Source organism: Streptomyces similanensis, from assembly GCF_039543625.1.
Taxonomy (GTDB): Bacteria; Actinomycetota; Actinomycetes; order Streptomycetales; family Streptomycetaceae; genus Streptomyces; species Streptomyces similanensis.
Genome location: NZ_BAABKC010000112.1, coordinates 61,241 through 84,541 on the forward strand (window position 1 = coordinate 61,241; position 23,301 = coordinate 84,541).

General features: G+C 74.1%; 17 protein-coding genes. 13 read left to right on the forward strand and 4 right to left on the reverse strand.

Annotated elements, in window-relative coordinates; translation table 11 throughout:
- Nucleotides 1-201 precede the first annotated feature (201 nt).
- From ABEB07_RS31630 to ABEB07_RS31645, 4 genes are all read left to right on the forward strand, one after another.
- Entirely contained in the window at nt 202-1,872 is a 1,671-nt protein-coding gene (locus ABEB07_RS31630; RefSeq protein WP_425589116.1) for a PP2C family protein-serine/threonine phosphatase, read from the forward strand.
- Nucleotides 1,873-1,933: 61 nt separating this feature from the next.
- A complete protein-coding gene (locus ABEB07_RS31635) occupies nt 1,934-2,776 on the forward strand; it encodes an RNA polymerase sigma factor SigF (protein WP_345671475.1) in 843 nt (280 codons plus the stop codon).
- Nucleotides 2,777-3,060: 284 nt separating this feature from the next.
- The gene (locus tag ABEB07_RS31640; RefSeq protein WP_345671476.1) at nt 3,061-5,286 is read left to right on the forward strand and encodes a SpoIIE family protein phosphatase; all 2,226 of its coding nucleotides are present in this window, start codon (nt 3,061-3,063) and stop codon (nt 5,284-5,286) included.
- A gap of 82 nt (nt 5,287-5,368) precedes the next feature.
- A complete protein-coding gene (locus ABEB07_RS31645) occupies nt 5,369-6,013 on the forward strand; it encodes an ATP-binding protein (protein ID WP_425589117.1) in 645 nt (214 codons plus the stop codon).
- A 57-nt stretch (nt 6,014-6,070) separates the two neighbouring features.
- Here ABEB07_RS31645 and ABEB07_RS31650 read toward each other — a convergent pair whose 3' ends face one another.
- Nucleotides 6,071-6,433, reverse strand: a complete 363-nt coding sequence (locus ABEB07_RS31650) for an STAS domain-containing protein (protein ID WP_345671477.1) — start codon at nt 6,431-6,433, stop codon at nt 6,071-6,073.
- A 332-nt stretch (nt 6,434-6,765) separates the two neighbouring features.
- Between ABEB07_RS31650 and ABEB07_RS31655 the strand changes: the two genes are divergently transcribed.
- From ABEB07_RS31655 to ABEB07_RS31685, 7 genes are all read left to right on the forward strand, one after another.
- A complete protein-coding gene (locus ABEB07_RS31655; protein WP_425589118.1) occupies nt 6,766-10,932 on the forward strand; it encodes a SpoIIE family protein phosphatase in 4,167 nt (1,388 codons plus the stop codon).
- Nucleotides 10,932-11,258, forward strand: coding sequence for an STAS domain-containing protein (locus tag ABEB07_RS31660; protein ID WP_345671478.1), 327 nt, complete (start codon nt 10,932-10,934; stop codon nt 11,256-11,258). Before ABEB07_RS31655 ends, ABEB07_RS31660 begins: the two co-directional genes overlap by 1 nt.
- Nucleotides 11,259-11,321: 63 nt before the next feature.
- Nucleotides 11,322-12,221: a helix-turn-helix transcriptional regulator gene (locus tag ABEB07_RS31665; protein ID WP_345671479.1), complete on the forward strand. Its 900-nt coding sequence runs from the start codon at nt 11,322-11,324 to the stop codon at nt 12,219-12,221.
- Between the two features lie 246 nt (nt 12,222-12,467).
- Complete coding sequence (locus ABEB07_RS31670) at nt 12,468-13,337, forward strand: ABC transporter ATP-binding protein (protein ID WP_345671480.1); 870 nt, start codon at nt 12,468-12,470, stop codon at nt 13,335-13,337.
- A 70-nt stretch (nt 13,338-13,407) separates the two neighbouring features.
- The gene (locus ABEB07_RS31675; RefSeq protein ID WP_345671481.1) at nt 13,408-14,472 is read left to right on the forward strand and encodes an iron-siderophore ABC transporter substrate-binding protein; all 1,065 of its coding nucleotides are present in this window, start codon (nt 13,408-13,410) and stop codon (nt 14,470-14,472) included.
- Nucleotides 14,469-16,622 (forward strand): iron ABC transporter permease, encoded by a 2,154-nt coding sequence (locus ABEB07_RS31680; RefSeq protein WP_345671482.1) that lies wholly within the window; start codon nt 14,469-14,471, stop codon nt 16,620-16,622. The genes ABEB07_RS31675 and ABEB07_RS31680 overlap by 4 nt, the downstream gene beginning before the upstream one ends.
- A 55-nt stretch (nt 16,623-16,677) precedes the next feature.
- A complete protein-coding gene (locus tag ABEB07_RS31685; protein WP_345671483.1) occupies nt 16,678-17,781 on the forward strand; it encodes a peptidase C39 family protein in 1,104 nt (367 codons plus the stop codon).
- Nucleotides 17,782-17,849: 68 nt separating this feature from the next.
- On the opposite strand, the gene ABEB07_RS31690 is transcribed toward ABEB07_RS31685, so the two are convergent.
- Together ABEB07_RS31690 and ABEB07_RS31695 are read right to left on the reverse strand one after the other, a co-directional pair.
- Complete coding sequence (locus ABEB07_RS31690) at nt 17,850-18,272, reverse strand: hypothetical protein (RefSeq protein WP_345671484.1); 423 nt, start codon at nt 18,270-18,272, stop codon at nt 17,850-17,852.
- A 183-nt stretch (nt 18,273-18,455) separates the two neighbouring features.
- On the reverse strand, nt 18,456-20,222 hold the full coding sequence (locus tag ABEB07_RS31695; protein ID WP_345671485.1) for a ricin-type beta-trefoil lectin domain protein: 1,767 nt from the start codon (nt 20,220-20,222) through the stop codon (nt 18,456-18,458).
- A gap of 245 nt (nt 20,223-20,467) precedes the next feature.
- Here ABEB07_RS31695 and ABEB07_RS31700 point away from each other — a divergent pair, with 245 nt between their 5' ends.
- Nucleotides 20,468-21,208 (forward strand): dienelactone hydrolase family protein, encoded by a 741-nt coding sequence (locus ABEB07_RS31700; RefSeq protein ID WP_345671486.1) that lies wholly within the window; start codon nt 20,468-20,470, stop codon nt 21,206-21,208.
- A 162-nt stretch (nt 21,209-21,370) separates the two neighbouring features.
- Here the strand turns inward: ABEB07_RS31700 and ABEB07_RS31705 are convergent, their stop codons facing one another.
- Nucleotides 21,371-21,877, reverse strand: coding sequence for a MarR family winged helix-turn-helix transcriptional regulator (locus ABEB07_RS31705; RefSeq protein WP_164586249.1), 507 nt, complete (start codon nt 21,875-21,877; stop codon nt 21,371-21,373).
- Between the two features lie 125 nt (nt 21,878-22,002).
- On the opposite strand from ABEB07_RS31705, the gene ABEB07_RS31710 reads away from it, so the two are divergent.
- Nucleotides 22,003-23,232: an FAD-dependent monooxygenase gene (locus ABEB07_RS31710; protein WP_345671488.1), complete on the forward strand. Its 1,230-nt coding sequence runs from the start codon at nt 22,003-22,005 to the stop codon at nt 23,230-23,232.
- Nucleotides 23,233-23,301: the final 69 nt, after the last annotated feature.

A 23,301-nucleotide genomic window follows, 5' to 3' on the forward strand; every position in this document is an offset into this window, starting at 1 on the left:
TGACACCGCCCAACGGCCCCGCGCCGCCGCCCCGTTCCCGCTCCGTTCCCGCTCGGTTGGCGCCCCGTTCGATCTGTGCGGCAAGTGTGACGGCCGTATGCGGGTTCTGCGGGCGCCTTGCATCGGCGAAGTGGGTGCGGGACGGTTGCTACGAGGCTTCTCCTCGCCCAGAGCGGAAGGGTGGTGAGGTACGCGCGATGCGTGCCTGTCTTTGTGTCTGCTTCCCGCGGTTCGCCCGTCCGCCCGCGCAGCGCCGACCTCACGGTGGGCGCCACGTGGGATGACGCCCCCTGTCCCGTGCTGGTGATCGACCGGCACGGCGGCCTGGTGCGTCTCAACGAGGCCGCCCGAGCGCTCCTGCCGGACAAGCCCAGCCGTGGCTGGCTGCGCGAGACGGCGCCCTCCTGGTTGTCCGAGGCGCACCTGAGCCTCCTCGCCCGCTCGCGCGCCGGTGAGGACCGTCCCCCGTTCGGGAGCATCGGCGACCGGGTCTTCGAGGCGCACCCCACCGCCTGCGCCGACGGCGACGTGGTGTGGTGGCTCGTCGACGACACGGACCGCCGCCTGGCCGAGACGGCCCTGAAGGTCACCCGGGACCGCGCCGACGTCCTGTCCGACGCGTCCTCGACCCTGCTGTCGACGCTGAACGTGCCGCGCTGCATGGAGGTGTCCGCCGCCCTGGCCGCCGAACACCTCGCGGAGGCCGCCGTCCTGGTCGCCCCGGCGCAAGGGCGGCACCACCCCCTCACCTTCGCCCGGCGCGGCGAACCGGTCACGCAGGTCATGCGGCCGATCGACACCCGCAGCGTCCCCGGCCTGACCGAGGCGCTCCAGGGATTCCCGCCGGTGCCGGCGCGCTGGCTGAACCCCGCCGACCTTCCCGACTGGGTGATCCCCGACGGGTTCACCGGACCGGTCGGCTCGGTGATCGTCACCCCGCTGCCCGGGCACGGGGTGCCCGCCGGCACCCTCGTCCTGCTGCGCTCCAGCACCGAGCAGGTGTTCACCGAGGGCGAGGAGGTCTTCGCCCGGCTCTTCGCGGCCCGGGTCGGCGCCGCCCTCTCGGCCGCCCGCCTCTACACCGAGCAGGCCACGATCACCGCCACCCTGATGCAGGAACTGCTGCCGCCGTCCCTGACCCGCGTCCACGGAGTGGACTACGCCGGCCGCTACCGAGCGGCCGGCGACCGCGAGCGGATCGGGGGCGACTTCTACGACGTCCACCCCGGCGCCGGTCCCGAGCAGGAGACCCTCGTCGTGCTGGGGGACGTCGCGGGAAAGGGGCTGAACGCGGCGGTGCTCACGGGCAAGATCCGCAACACCCTGCACGCCCTGCTGCCCCTGGCCGACGACCACCAACGGGTGCTCGACCTGCTCAACGGGGCCCTGCTCTCCTCCCACCACACCCGCTTCGCCACCCTCGTCCTGGCCTCCGTGCGCCGCCGCGCCCACCAGGCGCGGCTGCGGCTCACCAGCGCCGGCCACCTGCCGCCGCTCGTCGTCCGCGCCGACGGCGCCGTCGAGGAGGTCCCCACCCGCGGCACCCTGGTCGGCGCGTTCCCCCAGGTGTCCACCCACACCGTCGAGACGGTGCTGAACCCCGGCGAGACGTGCCTGCTGTACACGGACGGCATCACCGAGGCGCGCGGCGGTCCCCTCGGTGACGAACTGTTCGAGGAGCACCGCCTGAGGAGGGCGCTGGCCGACTGCGCGGGGATCCCCGCGGAGGCCGTGGTGGAACGGGTGCAGATGCTCGCCGCCCAGTGGCTGGGGTCGGGTCGGCACGACGACATGGCCGTCGTCGCCATCAGCGTGCCCGGCCCGGCGAATTCGACGGAGGAAGGGGAGTGTGGGGACCGGAAAGGCGGGTAACCGTCGGCAACGACAGCCCGTGGACCGACAGGGGCGAGGTCGATCGACTGGGAGGGACATCATGGCGGCGGCGACCGTGCAGACCACCGAACGCACCGTGGACGTACCGCGGATCGCGGATCCGACCAAGGTGGCTCCCAAGGACGCGCGGGAGTTGTCGAAGCTGTTCTTCGACCAGCTGACGGTGCTGGAGGAGGGCACGCCCGAGCACCAGTACGCGCGCAACACGCTGATCGAGATGAACATGTCCCTGGTCCGCTTCGCGGCCGGCCGCTTCCGCAGCCGCGGCCCGGAGGAGATGGAGGACATCGTCCAGGTCGGCATGATCGGGCTGATCAAGGCGATCGACCGGTTCGAGCTGTCCCGCGAGGTGGAGTTCACCTCCTTCGCGGTGCCGTACATCGTCGGGGAGATCAAGCGCTTCTTCCGCGACACCTCCTGGGCCGTGCACGTGCCCCGGCGACTCCAGGAAGCCCGCGTGCAGTTGGCCCGCGCCACCGAGGAACTGCGCAGCCGGCTCGGCCGGACGCCCACGACCCGGGAACTCGCCCAGCTGATGAGCCTGCCGGAGGACGAGGTCGTGGAGGCCCGTCTGGCCTCCAACGGCTACAAGTCCGCCTCGCTCGACGCGGCCCTGGGCGGCGGTGAGGAGAGCGAGGCGGCGCTGGCCGACTTCATCGGCGACGACGACGCCGCGCTCGGTCTGGTCGAGGACTTCCACGCCCTCGCCCCGATGATCGCCGAACTCGACGAACGCGACCGGCAGATCATCCACTGGCGGTTCGTGGAGGAGCTGACCCAGAAGGAGATCGGCGAACGCCTGGGCATCTCGCAGATGCATGTGTCCCGTCTGATCAGCCGTATGCTCGCCCGCCTGCGCGACGGAATGCTGTGCACCGACTGAGCCGGTGAGGCGCGCCCGGACCGGTCCGCGGCGCGCCGCCCGCCTCGTGCGGGGCGTGCCGCACGCCGTACGGACCGGTCCTCGCCCTCCGGTTCTCCGGACTCCGATCCGCCATGAGAATCTGGTCGGGCAAGGGGAGGAGACGGAGTGTACGGAGGGTACGGAGTGTTCCGAGCCGACGTCACCGACGCGGGTGCGGACGACGCACACGACATGAGCGGGCGGGGCGGCCGCGCCGCGTCTCGCGGAGCATCCGATGGCACGGTGAGCGAAGGCCGGGACGTATGACGGGCGTGGCAGGGGAGAGGTTCCCCGACGCGGAAGGCACCGGCCACTGGGCCGACAGCGGGACGGAAAGCGATCTTCGGGCGTTGTTCGGTCAGTCGACGGCCGTCTTCGCGTCCCTGGCGGGACCCGCCCACATGCTGGAGTCGGCCAACACGGCGTTCTTCGAGGCGATCGGCGGCGAGGGGCGCCACCGCCTGGGCGTGCCGCTCGGGCACCTGATGCCGGAACTGGGCAGGCAGGGCTTCCTCGGACTGCTGGACCGGGTCTACCGCACCGGAGTGCCGTACTCCGGCCGGGACGCCCGGGTGATGCTGGGCACCGGCGCCGACGCCCGCGAGGCGTTCTTCGACTTCACCTACGAGCCCCGCCGGGACACCGGCGGCAACGTGATGGGCGTCCGCGTGATCGGGGTGGAGACCACCCAGGTCAAGCAGGCTCAGCGACTGCTGGCCGAACAGCGCGCGCTGCTGGAGCAGATCGCCCGCCAGGCGCCGCTGCCCGAGGTCCTGGAGGGCATGGCCCGCGCCATCGAGGAACTCGCCCCCGAGCAGGTGCTCGTGTCGGTCCTGCTCGCCGACGAGGACGGACGCCACCTGCGGCACGGCGCGGCCCCGAGCCTGCCCGACTTCTACAACGAGGCCATCGACGGCATCGCGACCGGCGAGGGCGTCGGCTCCTGCGGCACCGCGGCGCACCGGCGCGAGATGGTCGTCGTCACCGACATCGGCACCGACCCGTTCTGGGACGACTTCCGGCACCTGGCGGACAAGGCCGGTCTCGGCGCCTGCTGGTCTACGCCCATCCTCGCGCGCGACGGCGGCCTGCTGGGCACCTTCGCCACGTACCACCGAACGCCGCGCGCCCCGCAGGCGAGCGACCTGGCGCTGGCCCGCGTCTTCGCCGGCACCGCCGCCCTGGCCATCGAGCGGCACCGGGCGGAGCGCGGACGGCTGGCCGCCGAGACGCGCGCGCGGGCGGCCCGCGACGACCTCGCCTTCCTCCTCGACGCCAGTACCGCCCTGGCCTCCGACCTGGACTACGGCCAGACGCTCCAGCGCGTCGTCGACGCCTGCGCCCCCGCGCTGGCGCCGCTGTGCGCCATCGACGTCATGGAGTCGGGCCGGGTCCGGCGCATCGCCGTCGCCGCCCCGACCGACCGCCGGCGGGACCTGCTCTCCTCTCACATCCCCGTCTACGACGCGGCCGACGACGCCGTGGCCCGGGTGCTGGCGTCCGGCACCACCGAGGTGGCCCGGCGCACCCCCACCGGCCCGGGCCCCTGGCAGGAGCTGGGGGTGACCGGCTATCTGTGCGCGCCGCTGCTGGAGCGCGGGAAGGCGTTCGGCACCCTGACCCTGCTGAGCACCGGCGGGCACGCCTTCGACGGTCACCGGGTCGCCCTGGCCGAGGAACTCGCCCGCCGCGCGGCCGCCGCCGCGCGCAACGCCCGCCAGTACACCCAGCGGGTGGCGCTGGCCAGGGACCTCCAGGCCGGCCTGCTGCTGCCCGACCTGCCCGAGGTGCCCGGCGTCGACATGGCCGCGCACTACCACCCCGCGGGCGAAGGGCTCGACATCGGCGGCGACTTCTACGACGTCTTCCCGCTGGAGGACGGCCGGTGGGCCTTCATGCTGGGCGACGTCTGCGGGCGCGGGGCCGTCGCGGCCACCACCACCGCCCTGGTGCGGCACACCGCCCGAGCCATCGCCCCGCTGCTGCCCGGGCCGGACGCGGTCGTCAACGCCGTCAACAAGGCGCTGCTCGACCGTCCGCCCAGCCACGGAACGGGCTTCGTCACGCTCGTCCACGGCCATCTGACCCCGACCCCGGACGGCCTGGAGATCGAGCTGGTCCGCGCCGGCCACACCCTCCCGCTGGTCCTCGGCGCCGAGCGGAGCGTCCGCGCCGTCGAGGCGGCCGGCCTGCTGCTGGGCGTGGCCCGCGACCCCCGGGTGAGCACGCACCGTCTGCGCCTGGCCCCGCACGAGAGCCTGCTCCTGTACACGGACGGCATCACCGAGGCACGCGGCGGCGACGGCGAGGAGTTCGGCGAGGAACGCCTCGCCGACGTCCTGGCCCGCGTCGGGCCCCGGCCCGCGGCGCGGGACGTCGTCGCCGCGGTGACCGGGGCGGTGCGCTCCTTCACGGCGGGCCACGACGGCGACGACGACCAGGCGGCGCTCGTCCTGACCGCCACCGGCGCCACGGCCGGTGCGCCGTGACCGATGCGGCGAACCGGGGCGGTGCGCCGGCGTGCGCGGTCGCGTGGCGGGTACACGGAGTGCGTGGAACGGGGGAAACGCCATGCGACAGGTGCGACCAGTCTTCGACGGTGAGGGCGCGACCGGCCTCGGACCCATCCGGGCCGCGACCGCTCCCCAACCTCTGCGGGAAGCGACCGCTCCCCAGCCCCTACGGGAAGCGACCGCTCCCGAACCCCTACGGGACACGACCGGTCCCGAACCCCTGAGGGGGAGGCCCGCGCCCGGGCCCCTGAGGGCCGCGTCCGGCCCCGGGCCCCTGCGGGACGTCGTCGCCCTGGACGGCGACGGCAGCTGCATCTCCCAGGCCCGCCACCGCGCCGCCGACTTCCTCGCGCGCGCCCGGGACGAGTACGGACTGCCGGTCTCCGCGCGGGCGATGGACGTGACCCGGCTGGTGGTCAGCGAACTGGTCACCAACGCCCGCAAGTACGCGCCCGGCCCGGTGCGGATGGAACTGCGCGTCGTCGGCGCCCTGGTGGAAGTGGCGGTGTGCGACGGCGAGCCGGTGCTGCCGGTGGCCCGGACCGCCGACGCCCGGCGGGTCGGACAGCACGGCCTGGAGATCGTCATGGCCGTGGCCCAGGACTTCCACGTACGCCGGGACCGCACCGGCAAGCGCGTCACCGTCCGCATCGCCCTGACGGACGCCCCGGGCGCACCCGCGGGCGGGCGCCGCACGCCCTGAGGCGCGCGGCCCGCCGCCCGCGCCCGCCCGCGCCCGTCCGACCCGCGGACGGGCCCGCTAGCCGAGCGCGGAGGCGACGGCCTCCTCGACGTCGGCGTGGAGGGTGAAGAACTGGTCGAGCCCTGTGATCTTGAACACACGCCCGAGGTCGTCCCGCAGGCCCGCGATGCCGAGCACGGAGCCGGCGGCCTCGGCCCGGTGGTGGGCGTTGATGAACACGGTCAGGCCGGTGGAGTCGCAGTAGAGCAGCTCCGACACGTCGAGGATCACCGCGACGCCGGCGGCGTACGGGACGTCGTCGATCGCCTGACGGAGGGAGGGAGCGGTGTGATGGTCCAGTTCACCGGCGACCTTCAGCACCACGAGGCCGGCGCGGTGGGGCTGTGGGGTGACGGTGAGGGTGCGATCTGTGTCGGTCACTGGGCTTCCTGTCCCGCGGGGTTCTACGAAGCGTCCTCGCGCCGGGGTCGTGGCACGCGGTGCTGGCTTGCGCTGGGCCGGTCGAGTGCACGGTTCAGCTCGTCTATCCTACGGAGTCGCACCGCTCTCGCAGAGAGCGGCACCGGGACTTTCAGGCAGCGGAAGACCGGACTCCCCGTGGCGGCCTCGGCGTCGGCCGGCAGGCCGGCGCAGCCACGCGGATCCGTGGGAACACCGGATCGAGTCCTTCCGCGGGAAGTCGCGTACAGGACGTGGACACGGGTGAGGGCCGGGGCAGGCGACCGGCCGTGAACGAACGAAGGGGAAGTCGCGTGGCGCGGCCCGAGAACGCTGAGCACGAACCACCGGCGGCGGAAGAGCTGTTCGCGGCCGACGCGGTGGTGGGCCGTGACCTCGCCCGGGTGGACTGGGCGGCGACACCGCTGGGAGCGCCGGCCGGCTGGCCGCAGAGCCTGCGGACGACGGTGAGCATCCTGCTGTCCTCGCGCTTCCCGATGTGGATGGCCTGGGGACCGGACCTGACGTTCTTCTGCAACGCCGCCTACCGCCGCGACACCCTCGGCCAGAAGTACCCGTGGGCGCTGGGCCGTCCGGCCGGCGAGGTGTGGGCGGAGATCTGGGACGACATCGGCCCCCGGATCGACACCGTGCTCAGGACCGGGGAAGCGACCTGGGACGAGGCGCTGTTGCTGTTCCTGGAGCGCTCCGGATACACCGAGGAGAGCTACCACACCTTCTCCTACAGCCCGTTGCGCGACGACGAGGGCCGGGTCGTCGGCATGCTCTGCGTGGTCAGCGAGGACACCGAACGCGTCATCGGCGAGCGCCGCATGGCCACGCTGCGCGACCTCGGCTCCGACCCGAGCGTGATCCGCACCGAGCAGGAGATGCTCCACTTCGCCGGACGGCAGCTCGACCGCAACCAGAGCGACCTGCCCTTCACCCTGACCTATCTGCTGGAGGACGACGGCACGGCCCGGCTGGCGGCCGCCACCGGACTGCCCGGCGGACATCCCGCGGCCCCCGCCGCCGTGGCCTTCGAGGACCCCGACGCGGTGTGGCCCGCGGCGGCGCTGTCCCGCTCCGAGGCGACACTCGTACGGCTCGACGGCGCGCCGTTCGCCGGGCTGCCCGGCGGCGCCTGGCCGGAGCCGCCCACGCAGGCGCTCGTGGTGCCGCTGCTGCGCCAGGGCGACACCCCCTACGGGTTCCTGGTGGCCGCTCTGAACCGCTACCGGGCGCTGGACGACGCCTACCGCGGCTTCATCGAGCTGACCGCCGGACAGCTCGCCACCGGCATCGCCTCCGCCCGCAGCTACCAGGCCCAGCAGCGGCGCGCGGAGGAACTGGCCGAGCTGGACCGGGCGAAGACCGCCTTCTTCTCCAACATCAGCCACGAGTTCCGCACCCCCCTCACCCTCATCATGGGCCCGGTCGAGGAACTGCGGACCCGGCTCGCCCCGTCCGACGAGCACGTGCGCGAGGAACTGGACGTCATCCACCGCAACGGGCTGCGGCTGGGCAAGCTGGTCAACACCCTGCTCGACTTCGCCCGCATCGAGGCCGGCCGGATGCAGGCCCGCTACGAACCGGTCGACCTGGCCACCGTCACCGGCGAGCTGGCCAGCGTCTTCCGGTCCGCGATCGACCGGGCCGGACTGGACTTCCACGTCGACTGCGCGGCGCCGGACCGGCCCGTGTACCTCGACCGCGGCATGTGGGAGAAGGTGGTCCTCAACCTGCTCAGCAACGCGCTGAAGTTCACCTTCGAGGGCTCCGTCCGCGTCGCCACCGGCGAGCGGGACGGCCGGGCGGTCGTCACGATCACCGACACCGGCATCGGCGTCCCGGCGGCCGAACTGCCCCGGCTGTTCGAGCGGTTCCACCGCATCGAGAACGCCCGCTCCCGCTCCAACGAGGGCAGCGGCATCGGGCTGGCGCTGGTGCGCGAACTGGTCGGCCTGCACGGCGGCACCATCACCGCCGACAGCACCGAGGGCGAGGGCACCCGCTTCACCATCAGCCTGCCCTTCGGCGCCGCCCATCTGCCGCCCGAGGCGGTCGCCCCGCACACGCCCGCGGGCGCCGTCTCCGCCTCCGCCGACCCCTACCTCCAGGAGGCGCTGCGCTGGCTGCCCGCCGACCCCGGCGCCGCCGCCGGCGCGGACGGCGTGCCGGAGCCGGCCGGGGAGACCGGCGCCGCCCACGTCCCGGGCCCCGCCGCCCGGGCCCGGGTGCTGGTCGTCGACGACAACGCCGACATGCGCGAGTACCTCACCCGCATCCTGACCGGCGCCGGCTACGAGGTCGATGCCGTCGCCGACGGCCAGGAAGCCCTGGACGTCCTGCGCACGGACGCGCCCGACCTCGTGGTCAGCGACGTGATGATGCCGCGCGTGGACGGACTGCAACTCGTGGCGGCGCTGCGCGCCGACGCGCGGACCGCCGCCGTGCCGGTGCTGCTGCTGTCGGCCCGGGCCGGTCAGGAGGCGTCCATCGAGGGTCTGCGGGCGGGCGCCGACGACTACCTCGTCAAGCCGTTCGCCGCGGCCGAACTCCTTGCCCGGGTGCGCGCCAACGTGGAACTGGCCAGGCTGCGCGGTCACCAGGCACGCTGGCGCACCGCCCTGGTGGACTCCCTCCAGGAGGCGTTCTTCGTCTGCGACGACACCGGCGCCGTCATCGAGACCAACACCGCGTTCACTGACATCCTCGGCTACGGACCCGAGGGCCTGCCCTACGCGCCGGTCCACCCGTGGTGGCCGGACGCGGACACCGACCACGAGGCCCACCGGCTGGTGAGCGAGGCGTTCGACCGGCTGCGGACCTCCGCCCGGGGTTCGTACACCATCCCCGTCAAGCACCGCGACGGGCACCGGCTGTGGGTGACCGCCACCTTCGCCCAGGCCCAGGACCCCGACAGCGGCCGCGCCGTCACGGTCGGCACCTTCCGCGACGTGACCGCCGAGCACTACGCCATCCAGCGCGAGAGCGCCCTGGCCGCGCTGACCACCGGCCTGTCCCGGGCCACCAGTCTGCCCGACGCCCTCTCCGCGGCGCTGGGCGAGCTGCGCACCCTCTGGCGGGCCCGGTGCGTGCTGGCCGCCGTGTTCCAGCACGGCGACACGCCGTCGCTCACCGCCACCGACGCCTCCGCCTGGCAGGACCTGACCGCCGAGCGCCGTCGCGCGCTCACCGGCCTGCGCGAGCAGGCCCCGCTCACCCCGGTCGCCGACCACACCGGCGCCGGCATCCTGCTGGAACACCCCGAGGGCCCGCTCGCCCTGTGGATCGACCTCGGCGACGACCGGCCGTTCACCGGCGAGGACCAGCTGCTGCTGTCGCTGCTGTCCGGCCATCTGGCCCAGGGCCTGTCCCGCGCCCACCAGATCGACCAGCAGCGGGAGACCGCCCTCGCCCTGCAACGCGCCATCCTCGGCCCCTCCCGGCTCCCGGACGGCTTCGCCGTGCGCTACGAACCGGCCACCCAGCCGCTGGAGGTCGGCGGCGACTGGTACGACACGATCACGCTGCCCGACGGCCGGATCGGGATCGTCGTCGGCGACTGCGTGGGCCGGGGACTGGAAGCGGCCACCGTCATGGGCCAACTGCGCAGCGCCTGCCGTGCGTTGCTGCTCCAGGACGCCGGCCCCGCCCAGACCCTGATGGCCCTGGACCACTTCGCGGCCGGCATCCCCGGCGCCCCGTGCACCACCGTCTTCTGCGGCGTCCTCGACCCCGGGACCGGCCGCCTGACCTACTCCAGCGCCGGGCACCCGCCGGGCATCGTCACCCACGCCGACGGCACCACCCGCCTGCTGGAGGACGGGCGGTCCATCCCGCTCGCGGTCCGTCCCGGCACGGCCCGCCCCGAGGCGGAGTGCCTGCTGCCGGCCCGCGCGACCCTGCTGCTGTACACCGACGGACTGGTCGAGCGCCGGCGCCGCCCCCTGACCGCCGGTATCGGCCAGGCCAGCGAAGCGGTCCAGGACGGCCGGAACGCCACGGTCGACGACCTCGCCACGCAGGTCATGGACCGCCTCGCCCCGGCGGACGGGTACGACGACGACGTCGCCCTGCTGCTGTACCGTCACCCCGCCCCGCTGGAGGTCTCCTTCCCGGCCGAGTCCTCCCAGCTCGCGCCCGTCCGCAAGGCGCTGCGCAGCTGGCTCGGCCAGTGCGACCTGCCGCCCGGCACCGTGCAGAGCATCCTGGTCGCGGCCGGCGAGGCGTGCGCCAACGCCGTCGAGCACGGACACCGCCACGCGCCCGGCGAGATCGTCCGGCTGCGGGCCGAGGCCCTGGTCGACGATCTGCACCTGACCATCGCGGACACCGGACAGTGGAAGCCCCCGCAGCCCGAGCTGAACGCCCACCGCGGTCGCGGTGTCGCCCTGATGCGTGCCCTGATGCAGCACGTCACCATCACTCCTGGCCCGTCCGGAACCATCGTCGACATGCACATGAGGATCGCCTGATGACCACCCCGCTCTCCCTCGTCCCCGGCCGGTGCGCCGACGGCCGCCCCCGGCTGACGGCCGCCGGGGAGATCGACATGAGCAACATCGGCGCCCTCGCCCAGGCACTCGACGACACCCCCGGCCCGCTCGTCCTGGACCTGACCGAGGTGGAGTACCTCGACAGCGCGGGGCTGAGCGTGCTCTTCGCCCACGCCGACCGGCTCGAACTGATCGCCTCCCCGCTGCTGACGCCGGTCCTGACGATCTCCGGTCTCGCCGATCTGGCCACGGTGCACGCGACGGACGACCCCGACACCCCGGGCGGCCTCCCCGGTCGGCACTGACCCGCGGCGGCGGGCGCCCCCCTGTCCGCCGTGGACCCATAGGCCCCCGATAGACTCCCGCGCATGGTCCGTTCGTCCCGTGGTGCAGCGCATCCCGGGATGTGGCGGCGCGAGAAGGGCACCGAAGTGCGCACGGCCGCCGCGCTTCCCGCGCGCGCCGAGGCCGCCCACGTCATCACGGCCGGACTCCACGTGCCCGCCGTTCCCACGGAGTGGTCACCGCACGCGCACCTCCTGCACGAACTCGTCTGGGTACGCGGGGGAACGCTGACCTCCCGCGTGGCGGACCGCGTCTTCACCGTGTGCGAGGGGCACGGCCTGTGGCTGCCCGCCGGAGTGGTGCACGCGGGCCGGGCGACGGCCGGCGCCCGGTTCCACGACGCCTTCTTCGACCCCGCCCGCACGCCGTTCGCCGGCGAGCGGCCGCAGGCGATCGCCATGACACCGCTGCTGGAGTCGCTGCTGACCCATCTCTCCCGCACCGATCTCGACGCGGCGGCCAGGGCACGGGCGGAAGCGGTCGTCTTCGACGTGCTGAGCCCCTCGCACCGCCAGTTCGCGTTGCCGCTGCCGGGCGACGCGCGGATCGACGTGATCGCCGAGACCCTGCTGGACGATCCCGCCGACGGCCGCTCGCTGGAGGACTGGGCGGGGTGTCTGGGCATCAGCGAGCGCACGGTCACCCGGGCGTTCCGCCAGACGACCGGACTGTCGTTCGCACAGTGGCGGCAGCTGCTGCGCGTGCACCGGGCGCTGACGCTGCTGTCCGAGGGATGCGACGTGCTGACCGTCTCCGAGACGCTCGGCTACGCGCAGCCCAGCACCTTCATCGCGGCCTTCCGGCGGGTCATGGGCACCACGCCGGGCGCGTTCTTCGACGCCGCCGACCGCACCCCCGCGACCGACCCGGTCGGCCCTGACGACCCGGCCGTCCCGAACGACTCGCGGAGCGACGCTGCCTGACGTCGCGTCAGGCCCGACCCGGCGCGGACCGCGTCCCGGCGGTGTCCGGAATCCCGTATCGCGTGTCCAGAACTCCTGATTGTCGACATGGCGAGCGGACTATAGCCTGCACGGAGTTAGGCAACCCTTAGTTCTTGTTCGCCGCGCACGGCGTCGTCCGTGCGGGGGAGACTGCGCTGCCCGGTCGCGGGCGGCCGGACGGAGGGTGCCGCAGCCCCGTGTCCCTCCGACCCTCCGGACTCCCCGATGCCCACGAGCCCCACCCGCCCCGCCGGCCGCCCGGCGCGGCGTCCCGCCCCCGGCACGCCGTCGCCCGCCCTGCACGGGCATGACCTCGTGCTGCGCCACGGCGGCGTCCCGGTCGTCCACGGCGTCTCGCTGGCCCTGGCGGCCGGCCGGGTCACCGCTCTGGTGGGGCCGAACGGCAGCGGGAAGTCCACCCTGTTGCGCGCGCTGTGCCGCCTGCACCGGCTGGACGGCGGCCGGGTCACGCTCGGCGCCGCCGACGGAGGACCCGAGCGGGACGCGGCCCTGCTCAGCGCACGCCGGTTCGCCCGCGAGGTCACGTTGTTCTCCCAGTCCAGGCCCGCGCCGCAAGGACTGACGGTCGCGGAGGTCGTGGCCTTCGGCCGCCACCCCCACCGGCGCGGTTTCGCCGGGCCGACCGACGGGGACCGCGACGCCGTCGACCACGCCATGGGCGTCACCGGCGTGCGGGAGATGGCCGGCCGGCCGGTCGGGGAACTCTCCGGCGGCGAGATGCAGCGCGTCTGGCTCGCCGCCTGCCTGGCCCAGGACACCGGAGTCGTCCTGCTGGACGAACCGACCAACCACCTGGACCTGCGCTACCAGATCGAGACGCTCGACCTGGTGCGCGACCTGGTCGAGGACCACGGCATCGCGGTCGGGATCGTGCTGCACGACCTCGACCACGCCTCCCGCGTCGCCGACACGCTGGTCCTGATGCGGGGCGGCCGGGTGCACGCGGCGGGCGCCCCCGCCGACGTCCTGACCGCCCACAACATCGGCGAGGTCTACGACATCCGCGTCGAGGTCGAGATCGACCCCCGCACGGGCCGGCTCCGCATCGACCCCCTCGGACGCCACCCCGCCTGACGCGGGACACCCCCGCCGCGAGGCGACGCCAGAACGCACGAACGCACGAAAGCAAGAAAGAGGAACCTCCATGAACCGTGCCCACCGCCTGGCGGCGTCAGCCACCGCGGGGCTCTTCGCCTTCGCCGCGACGGCCTGCGGCACGACCGCCGTCGACAAGCCCGAGGCCACCGGCGCCGCCGGAGCTTCGCCCGTGTCCGAGAGCTGCGCCCAGGACACCACGGCCACGTCGACGAAGCCGGTCTCCTTCACGGACGGCGTGGGCCGCACGGTGAAGCTCGACAGGCCCGCCCGGCGGATCGCGGTCCTGGAATGGCAGCAGATCGAGGACGCGCTGACCCTGTGCGTCACCCCCGCCGCCGTCTCCGACGCGAAGGGGTACCGCACCTGGGTCAGCGCGGAGAAGCTGCCCGCCGGCGTCACCGACATCGGCACCCGTGAGGAACCCGACCTCGACACCCTCTACGCCGCGAAGCCCGACCTGATCGTCGTGGAGGCGTTCGCCGCCGACGACGAGATGATCGCGAAGCTGGAGAAGCGGGGCGTCCCCGTGATGGCCACGAAGGGCGCGAACCCCAAGGACCCGATCGGCAACATGCGCGACGTGTTCGGCATGATCGGCAAGGCGACGGGACGCACCGAGCGCGCCGGCCAGGTGCTCAAGGAGTTCGACGACCACCTCGCGAAGGCCAAGCGGCGGGTCGCCGACGCCGATCTGCCGACGAAGGACTTCCTGTTCTTCGACGGATGGCTGGAAGGCGGCAACCTCACCGTCCGGCCCTACGGCGAAGGCGCGCTGTTCACCGAGATAGGCGAGCAGCTCGGCATGCGGCCGGCCTGGACCGACGCCGTCAACAAGGCACACGGGGACGGCGGCGTCGACCCCGCCTACGGCCTCGCCCAGACCGACGTCGAGGGACTCACCGCCGTCGGCGACGCCAACCTCTTCTACGCCAACGACGAAGGCGCCGGGGGATACGTGGCGGCCCTGGCGAAGAACCCGATCTGGAAGACCATCCCGGCCGTGAAGGAAGGCCGCGCGCACGCCTTCCCCGCACGGGTCTGGGGCGCCGGCGGCCCGCGCTCCTGCGAACAGGCGATCGACGCGTACGTCGACGTACTCGACAAGAAGTGAGCACCCGGCAGAAGGCGGCGCCCCGGACGCACACGGCGCCCTCGTCGGACACGGCGACCCCGTCGGACACGGCGCCCCGGGGGGACCTGCCGCGGCGCGCCGAGCGCGGCGGCGGCCCCGCCGGAGCGGCCGTCCTGGCGGTCCTGCTGGCCGCCACCGTCCTGGTCGGCCTGTGGCACCTGACCCAGGGGACGTCGGGCGTCGGCGTCGGCGATCTGGTACGCCACCTCGCCGGGCGACGCGACGGCGGCGGGGCGCCGGTCGGCGAGATCCTCACCGGCTCGCGCCTGCCGCGGCTGTTCGCGGGCGTGACGGTGGGCTTCGCCCTCGGCTGCGCCGGCGCGCTGCTCCAGTCCGTCACCCGCAACCCGCTCGCCTCCCCGGACACGCTCGCGGTCACCGCCGGGTCCTACTTCACCCTGTCGGTCGTCGCGGCCACCGGCCTCACCGTCCCGCTGTGGGCGTCGGGCGCCGTGGCCTTCGCGGGCGGACTGGCCGCCGCGGCTCTCGTCCTGCTCCTGGCGGGCCGGGCCGCCGGCACCACGGGCACCCGGCTGATCCTCGCCGGGTCGGCGACCGCGATGGCGCTGGACGCGGGGACGTCGATGCTCCTCGTCCTGTTCCGGCAGAACACCACCGGCCTCTTCGCGTGGGGCAGCGGCTCGCTCGCGCAGTTGAACATCGACGCCTCGACGCGGGCCCTCCCCCTGGTGGCCGTGGTGCTGTGCGCCGCCCTGGCGCTGTCGAGGAGACTGGACGTGATGGGCCTCGGCGACGACGCCGCGGCCGGCCTGGGCGTGCCGATCCGGTCCACCCGCGTCGCCGCCGTGCTCTGCGCGGTGCTGCTGACCGCCACGGCGGTGACCCTCGCCGGCCCGATCGGCTTCGTCGGCCTCGGCGCGCCCGTACTGGCCCGCCTGCTCGCCGGACGGGTCCGGGCGCTGCGCCGGCACCTGCTCCTGGTGCCCGCGGCCGGGCTGCTCGGCGCGCTGCTCGTCCTGCTCGCGGACGCGTCGCTGCGCGCGGTGCAGGGCGCGGACGGCGCCGCCGCCATCCCGACCGGCGTGCCCACGGCCCTGCTCGGCTCCGTCCTGATCGTGGTCCTCGCGCTCCGCCTCCGCGACACCGGCGGTCCCCGGCAGGCGCCGCCCACCCGGGTCGCCGTACGGTCGCGCCGCGCGTTCGTCCTCGTCGTGTGCGGCGCGGCCTCGCTGCTGGCCGGCGCGGCCCTCGTCGCGGTCCTGGCCGGAAGCCTCTGGCTGCGCACCGGCGACGTCGCGCTCTGGCTCCAGGGCGCGGCCCCGGACCTCATCGGCCAGGCGCTGGACGACCGGGTCCCGCGGGTGACGGCCGCGATCGTCGCCGGCGCGGCGCTCGGACTGGCCGGGTGCGCCGTGCAGAGCGCGGTGCGCAACCCGCTGGCGGAGCCCGGCGTGCTCGGCATCACCGCTGGCGCCGGTCTGGGGGCGGCGGCCGTCGTCACCTCGGGCCTGTCCGGCGGGCGGCCGCTGCTCGTCGCGGCCGCGGTCGGCACGGGGCTGGCCACCTTCGCGTTGATCGCGCTGCTGTCGTGGCGCGGCGGCTTCCTGCCCGACCGGTTCGTCCTGATCGGCATCGGCTGCGGGTACGGCCTCAGTTCCGTCACCACGTTCCTGCTGCTGCGCGCCGATCCGTGGAACACGCCCCGGATCTTCACCTGGCTCTCCGGCACCACCTACGGCCGCACGCTGCCCGACGTCGTACCGGTCGCGGCGGCCCTGGCGCTCGCGCTGCCGGTGCTGCTCGTCCTGCGCGACCGGCTCGACCTGCTCGCCGTCGACGAGGACACCCCGCGCATCGTCGGCGTCCGCCCGCAGCGTGTGCGCTTCGCCGCGCTGGCGATCGCCGCGGTGCTCGCCGCGCTCAGCGTGGTCGCCGTCGGCGTCGTCGGTTTCGTGGGGCTCGTCGCGCCGCATCTGGCCAGGTCGTTGGTCGGCGCCCGGCACGTCCGCGTGATCCCGGTCGCGATGCTGCTCGGCGCGCTGCTGGTCTGCGTGGCCGACGCCCTCGGCCGCACCCTCGTCGCCCCGTCCCAGCTGCCGGCCGGCCTCATGGTCGCCCTGGTCGGCGCTCCGTACTTCATCTGGGTGCTGCGGCGCTCCCGCGCATGACGGGGACGCCGGACCACCGAGAGCACACAGACCGCCGCGACAGCAGGAACCGCCCGTGAAGAAGAGCACCGCCGACCACCACGTCGTCGTCCCGTTCGCGTCCGACGCACCGCCGCCCGCGCTGCTGAGGATCGGCCCCCCGGAGGTCCTGGAGCGCTGGCGCACCGCCGACCGCCTGCCCCACGCACCTCGCCTCGTGGCCGTCCCGGACGGCGACGGCGGCGACTGGACCGCCGCGGCCCTGGCGACGGCCCGCCCGCACACCTCCTATCTGAAGATCGTCGACGCGGTCGGCGACGTGCCGGCCGCCGTCGGCGCGGTGGTCGCCCACGCCCGCCGCCAAGGGCTCGCACAGGTCAAGTGGGAAGGATGGACGGCGAGTCCCGAGGCCGCCGCTGCCGCCGGCTTCACCCCGCTGCGGCCCGCCCGCGCGGAGGCCGAGGACGCGGCGGGCCCCGGCACCGGTTACGTCCGCTGGCTGGGGGGCGAGCCGGTGGCGGAGCCCCCGTACTACCGCCAGAGCACGCACTTCACGTGCGGCGCCGTCACCGCGCTGGTCGCGCAGGCGCACGCGGGCGCGCTGTCGCCGCAGGCCCTGGACCGGGAACGTGAGCTGACGCTGTGGCGCGACGCGACCAACTTCCCCGCCTGCGAGCCGGTGGGGCTGGGCGTCGCCGTGCGCCGGGCCTGGCCGGCGTCCCCCGTCACGGTCCACCTCGACACGGACCGCCCCGTCCTGCTCGACCACTACCCGCGGGACGAACAGGAGTGGCGCGCCCTGCTCCAGCGCGCGTCCCGGACGGACGCCGAACGGACCGGTGTCCCGATCGACCCGCGCCCCCTGCCCCTGGCGCGGATCCGGACCGCGATAGGGCGGCGGGACCAGGTGCTGCTGCTGATCTCGCTGGCCGCGATGCAGGGTTTCGACGTCCCGCACTGGGTGCTCTGCCACGGCGCGGTCCCCGGCGCCGTCGTGATCGAGGACCCCTGGACCCACGCGGCCACCGGCGACACCTGGGTCGACGCACACCTGCTGCCCGTTCCCGACGCGTCGCTCGACACGATGGCGACCCTCGCGCCGGACGGCTTCCGCGGCGCGGTGACGATCGGCGGCCCCGAAGGCGCCGTACGCCCGCACCCCGCACCCGCCCCCGGGTAGTCCGGCGGAACAGCGCGCCGCGCGGCCGCGGACAGCCGTCGTATCCGCTGTCCGCGGCCGCGCTCCGCTCAGCGGACGTGCACCGTCACCACATCGGAGGCGTGCAGGCGCACCGGCTTCTGGTCGTGCTTGCTGGTCAGGCCGTACAGCACCGCACGGAAGCGCAGGTCGCCGCGGCGCGCGGAGGTGCCCTTCGCGGTGACCTTCGCGTCGCCCCGCACGGCGGCGCTGCACGTCTCCTGGTGCCACCCCTCGCCGAACCCGTTCTCCTCCAGGCACAGCTGGTGCAGATAGCCGGCGCTGTCGTCGCCGCCGTGCGCCGTGACCGTGATGGTCTTGCCGACCTGGGCGGTGCGCGGCGCCGTAATCTCCACGGAGCCCTTGGCGAACGCCGGCGCCGCCGCCAGCGCCACCGACGCCAGACCCAGCGCGCCGATCACCGCCGCCCGGCCGCCCCGTGCCGTCATCCCGGTCTTCTTCGTCCTGGTCATGGACGTTCCTTCCTCGGGTCCGCGCAGGTGGCGAGACCCGACCCCGGTACGAGGCGCCCGATGCGCCCCGCTGTCCACCCAGAGGGGCCGGCCGCCCCGCTCGTTGCGCACCGCGCGCTCCGTTACGAAACCTGGACAAACACCTCCTGCCCTACCCGGTCCCTTCGGCGGACGCCCAAAAGCTCACGCCAGGGCGAACTTCTGGGCGGCGGCGCCGTTGCAGTCCCAGATCTGGAGGCGGGTGCCGTTGGCGGTGGCGCCCGAGGGCGAGTCGACGCACCGGCCGGTGGTCGGGTTGGACATCGAGCCGTCGGCGTTCACCACCCAGTTCTGGTAGCCGCCGCCGTTGCAGGTGGCCAACTGGAGCTTCGTACCGGCCGCGTTGACGCCGCCCGCGATGTCCAGGCACTTGCCCAGCGTGCGCAGCGTCTGGCCGCTCCACGTCCACTTCTGGTCGAGCGAGGTCGCCTGCTGGCAGTCCCACAGCTGCACCGCGGTGCCGTCGCCGCCGGTGTCGTCGCCGGCCACGTCCACGCACTTGCCGCCAGGACCGTAGATCGGGGTGCCGATGGCGAACTTCTGCGCGCCGGAGCCGTTGCAGTCCCAGATCTGGAGGCGGGTGCCGTTGGCGGTGGCGCCCGAGGGCGAGTCGACGCACCGGCCGCTGGCCGGGTTGCGCAACGAGCCGTCCGGCTGCCGCACCCACGACTGGTAGCCGCCGCTGTTGCAGGTGGCGAGCTGCAACGGCGTCCCCGCGCCGCTGTTGCCGCCGGCGATGTCCAGGCACCTGCCGAGGGTCCGCAGGGTCTGGCCGCTCCAGGTCCAGTGCTGGTCCTTGGCCGCCTGCTGGCAGTCCCACAGCTGCACCGCGGTGCCGTCGCCACCGGTGTCGTCGCCGGCCACGTCCACGCACTTGCCCCCGGGACCGGTGATCGTCTGACCGCTCACCGAACCGCCGCCACCGCCCCCGGAGCCGGGCGCCTTGTTGTAGACGGCCACCGAGTCGACGACCAGCTTGCCGCCGGAGACCGTCGCCGCGTTCGGGCCGCCGCCGAAGGCGTCCGGGAAGCCGCCGCCGATCGCCAGGTCGTAGATGATGAAGAAGGGGTGGTCGATCGCGTCGGACCAGGTCGTCGCGTCCACCTGATCGGCGCTGACGGTGTAGAAGTTGTTCCCGTCGAGGTAGAACCGGACCTGCTCCGGTGACACCGAGCGGTCGATCTCGGCGGCGTAGTCGTGGAAGCCGGTCTGGCAGCCCGGGCAGGGGCGTTCACCCGAACCGATGCCGGTCGACTCGTTGCACGGCCCGCCCGGGTTCACGCCGCAGTGGATGGTGCTGAAGTCGGAGCTGCGGCCGTTGATGTCCTCCATGATGTCGATCTCGCCGGACTTCGGCCAGGTCACACCGGAGCGCAGCGGCGCGCCGAGCATCCAGAACGCCGGCCAGTACCCCGCGCCGTTGGCGGTGGTGACGTTGGGCTGCTGGAGGACGGACTCGATGCGCACGACGCCGCCGGCCGGGGCGCCGAACGACGCCGACTGGGTCTCCACGCGCCCGGAGGTCCATCCGCCGCGCGGGTCGGAACCGGAGTGCAGGGCCTGGAGCACCAGATGACCCTGGCCGTCGTAGGAGACGTTCGAGGTGCTGTTGGTCATGGTCTCGATCTCACCGGTGCCGAAACTGCTGCCGGGGCCGGTGTCGTACTTCCACAGGCTCTGGTCGATGCCGGTGCCGGACGCGCCGTTGAAGTCGTCGCTCCAGGTGAGGGTGAAGCCCGGCGGCGCCGCGGGCACGGCGGCCCCGGCGTCCGGCGTCGCGGTGAGGGTGGCGGCCACCGTCATCGCGACGACGGGGGCCAGGGTGAGCGCTCTTTGCCGGCCGCCGCGCCGCGACCCCGCCGAGCCCGCCCGCGGGTCCGCAGCGCTGAACAGACGTCTCAGGAATGTCATGTTCACAGCATGTCGACGGGGTGGACGCTCGACAAGACGACCGGCACGCCCGCCTTTCCGGAGCCCCGCGAAAAACCGTTTGGCGGACCTCCGCGGCCGCTGCTACGTTCCCGGAGGCCGTGCCGAAGGACGAGGAGGTGGTACCCGTGAACGCAGTATCGACATGGGTGCTTCCCCCTGGGGTCACGGTCGGGCGACGGGTCGCCCGGGAGCGCCGTTCCTGAGCATTCCCGAAAGGCACGACCATGCACTTCACGTCCGAACAGCGCCTCGAAGACGGCGTCCTGGAGCGCGATTTCACCCTCGGCGACCTTCCCGGCATCCTGTGGACGCCCGCGTCCGCGTCGGCGTCCGCACCGGCGCCGCTGATCCTGCTCGGCCACCCCCCGCTCGGACTGCGCGTGATGCGTCCCCGGCTGGCGGAACGGGCCCGGCACGCAGCGGCGGACGGCTTCGCCGCGGCCACCGTCGAACTCCCCGGGAGCGGTGACCGGCCCCGCTGGGCCGCCCTCGAACAGGCCCGCGCCGACCTGCGCCGGGCGATGCGGGCCGGCGAGCCGGTCGGCGACGAACTCGTCGACGCGCTCGTCCTCCCGCTGGTCGACAAGGCGGTCCCGGAATGCCGGGCCGCCCTGGACGCGCTCCTGGCGCTGCCCGAAGTCGGCGGTCCCGTCGGCTACTCGGGGGGAGTGATCTCCATCGGGATCCGGCTGGCGGTGGTCGAGCCGCGCATCGCGGCCGCCGTCCTGTTCGCCGGGAGCCTCGTCCCGCGCGCCCTTGTCGAGGAGGCCCGGCGGGTCGCCATTCCGCTGCACGTCCTGCTGCAGTGGGACGACGAGGGCAACGACCGGCAGGCGTCCCTGGACCTGTTCGACGCCTTCGGCTCCCCGGAGAAGTCCCTGCACGCCCACCTGGGCGGGCACACCGGCGTCCCGCGGTTCGCGGGCGACGCCGCGGCCCACTTCTTCACCCGGCACCTGAGGTGACGCCGGGGCCCGGGTCCGTACCCGGCAGCTGAGGCGAGACCCCCGGCCCCGGCCCCGGCGTCGGGACCGGGGGTCCCCGTCCTCAGCCGTCCTCAGTCGTCCTCAGTCGTCGTCGGTCGCCCTCGGTCGCCCTCGGTCGCCCTCGGGCGTCGTCGGACCTCGTCAGACCTCGTCGTCCAGCCGGGCCAGCCGGGCCGTCACGTCGTCGGCGAGGCGCGTCAGCAGGCGGGCGAGGTCGTCGCGGTCCTGCCCGGGCCAGTCGGCGATCGCGTCGGCGAACCAGCCGAGGATCGAGGCGACGTACCGGTCGGCCGCCTCCCGGCCGGCCTCGGTCGGTTCGACGAGGCTGGCCCGGCGGTCGAGGGGGTCGGCGACGCGCCGTACCAGACCGCGCTTCTCCAGGGCCTGGACCTGGCGGGTGATGTGCGGTCCGACGACCTGCATGCGCTCGGCGATCTCGCCGATCCGGAGCGCGCCGTCGGCCGTGCGCAGGGACACCAGGACGCCCATGGCGGGCCGGTCGAGGGTGAGACCGGCGGCCTCGACGGCACGGTCGACCAGGCGGCCCTTGCTGAAGGCGGCGCTGAGCTGGGTGATCCGGGGCAGCACGGTGAGCAGGGCGGAGTGGGGAGTCTCCGGCCCGGACGCCCCGGGGGACTCGGGGGCCATGACACCTCCATTTACATACCTGAGTTAGGTATCTATAGTGACGGGGACGGTTCGCGTCGGCCACTGCCGCGCGGCCCGAACAAGGATACCTAAGGTACGCATCTTTACGGAGAGGCTTCGACGCCGTGCACCCCACTTCACGCCCCGCCCGCCGCGTCCTGATCTCCGGGGCGAGCATCGCCGGTCCCGCGCTCGCCCACTGGCTCGACCGCTACGGCTTCGAGGTCACCGTCGTGGAGAAGGCCGCGGCCGTGCGCGGCGGCGGCTACGCCATCGACATCCGCGGCACGGCCCGCGAGGTCGTGGACCGCATGGGCCTGCTGCCGCGGCTGCGGGCCGCGCACGTCGACACCCAGCGCATCACCTTCGTCGACGCGGCCGGCACGACGGTCGGCTCGCTCTCGCCCGAGCAGATGACCGGCGGCGCGGCCGGCCTCGACCTGGAGATCCGGCGCGGCGACCTGGCCGACGCGCTGTACGCGCCGCTGCGCGACCGGGTCGAGTTCCTCTTCGGGGACTCCATCGCCACCCTGGACGACGACGGCGACGCCGTGCACGTCGAGTTCGCGGGCGGCGGCCGCCGCAGCTTCGACCTGGTCATCGGGACTGACGGACTGCACTCGAACACGCGCCGGCTGGTGTTCGGCCCGGAGGAGCCCTTCCACCACTACCTCGGGCACGTCTTCGCGGGCTTCACGCTGCCCAACGAGTTCGGGCTCGGCCACGAGGGCGTGATCTGGAACGAGCCGGGCCGCAGCGCGGTCCTGTACGCCCACGAACCGTCCGAGCGGGTGCACGGCTTCCTCACCTTCACCCGCGCCACACCGCCCTTCGAGGCGTTCCGCGACCCGGGGGCGCAGCGCGACCTGGTGGCGAGCCGCTTCCCGGAGCGGGTGTGGCACCTGCCGCGCCTGGTGGCGGAGATGCGGGAGGCCGACGACCTGTTCTTCGACATCGTCAGCCAGATCCACCTGCCCAAGTGGTCGCACGGCCGGGTGGCGCTGGCCGGCGACGCCGCGCACGCCACCTCGTTCCTGTCCGGGCAGGGATCGAGCGTCGCCCTGGTGGGCGCGTACGTCCTGGCCGGGGAGCTGGCCACGCACGCCGGGCACGCGGAGGCGTTCGCCGCGTACGAACGCCGGATGCGGCCCTTCGCGGAGCGCAACCAGGCGCTGGCCACCGGCGGCGGCACCGTGGTCACGCCGACCACGCGCGAGCAGCTGGAGGCCCGCAACAGGGTGCTGCGGGACGCCGGCGCGACGGCGCGGGCCCTGGTGACGGCGGGCGCGGAGGAGGGGCGCGCGGCGCACTCCGGGCTGGCGCTGCCCGACTACCCCGACTACGCGACCGGCTGAGCCGAGTCGCGCGGGGCGGGTGACGGAGCCGTATGTGCGGGACGCCGGCCGGATCCTCGTGGTTTCCGC

Coding starts and splice junctions, on each gene's coding strand:
- ABEB07_RS31635 (WP_345671475.1), top strand. CDS start 1,934: ATGGCGGCGGCGACCGTGCAGACCACCGAACGCACCGTGGACGTACCG.
- ABEB07_RS31640 (WP_345671476.1), top strand. CDS start 3,061: ATGACGGGCGTGGCAGGGGAGAGGTTCCCCGACGCGGAAGGCACCGGC.
- ABEB07_RS31645 (WP_425589117.1), top strand. CDS start 5,369: ATGCGACAGGTGCGACCAGTCTTCGACGGTGAGGGCGCGACCGGCCTC.
- ABEB07_RS31660 (WP_345671478.1), top strand. CDS start 10,932: ATGACCACCCCGCTCTCCCTCGTCCCCGGCCGGTGCGCCGACGGCCGC.
- ABEB07_RS31665 (WP_345671479.1), top strand. CDS start 11,322: ATGGTCCGTTCGTCCCGTGGTGCAGCGCATCCCGGGATGTGGCGGCGC.
- ABEB07_RS31670 (WP_345671480.1), top strand. CDS start 12,468: ATGCCCACGAGCCCCACCCGCCCCGCCGGCCGCCCGGCGCGGCGTCCC.
- ABEB07_RS31675 (WP_345671481.1), top strand. CDS start 13,408: ATGAACCGTGCCCACCGCCTGGCGGCGTCAGCCACCGCGGGGCTCTTC.
- ABEB07_RS31690 (WP_345671484.1), bottom strand. CDS start 18,272: ATGACCAGGACGAAGAAGACCGGGATGACGGCACGGGGCGGCCGGGCG.
- ABEB07_RS31695 (WP_345671485.1), bottom strand. CDS start 20,222: ATGACATTCCTGAGACGTCTGTTCAGCGCTGCGGACCCGCGGGCGGGC.
- ABEB07_RS31700 (WP_345671486.1), top strand. CDS start 20,468: ATGCACTTCACGTCCGAACAGCGCCTCGAAGACGGCGTCCTGGAGCGC.
- ABEB07_RS31705 (WP_164586249.1), bottom strand. CDS start 21,877: ATGGCCCCCGAGTCCCCCGGGGCGTCCGGGCCGGAGACTCCCCACTCC.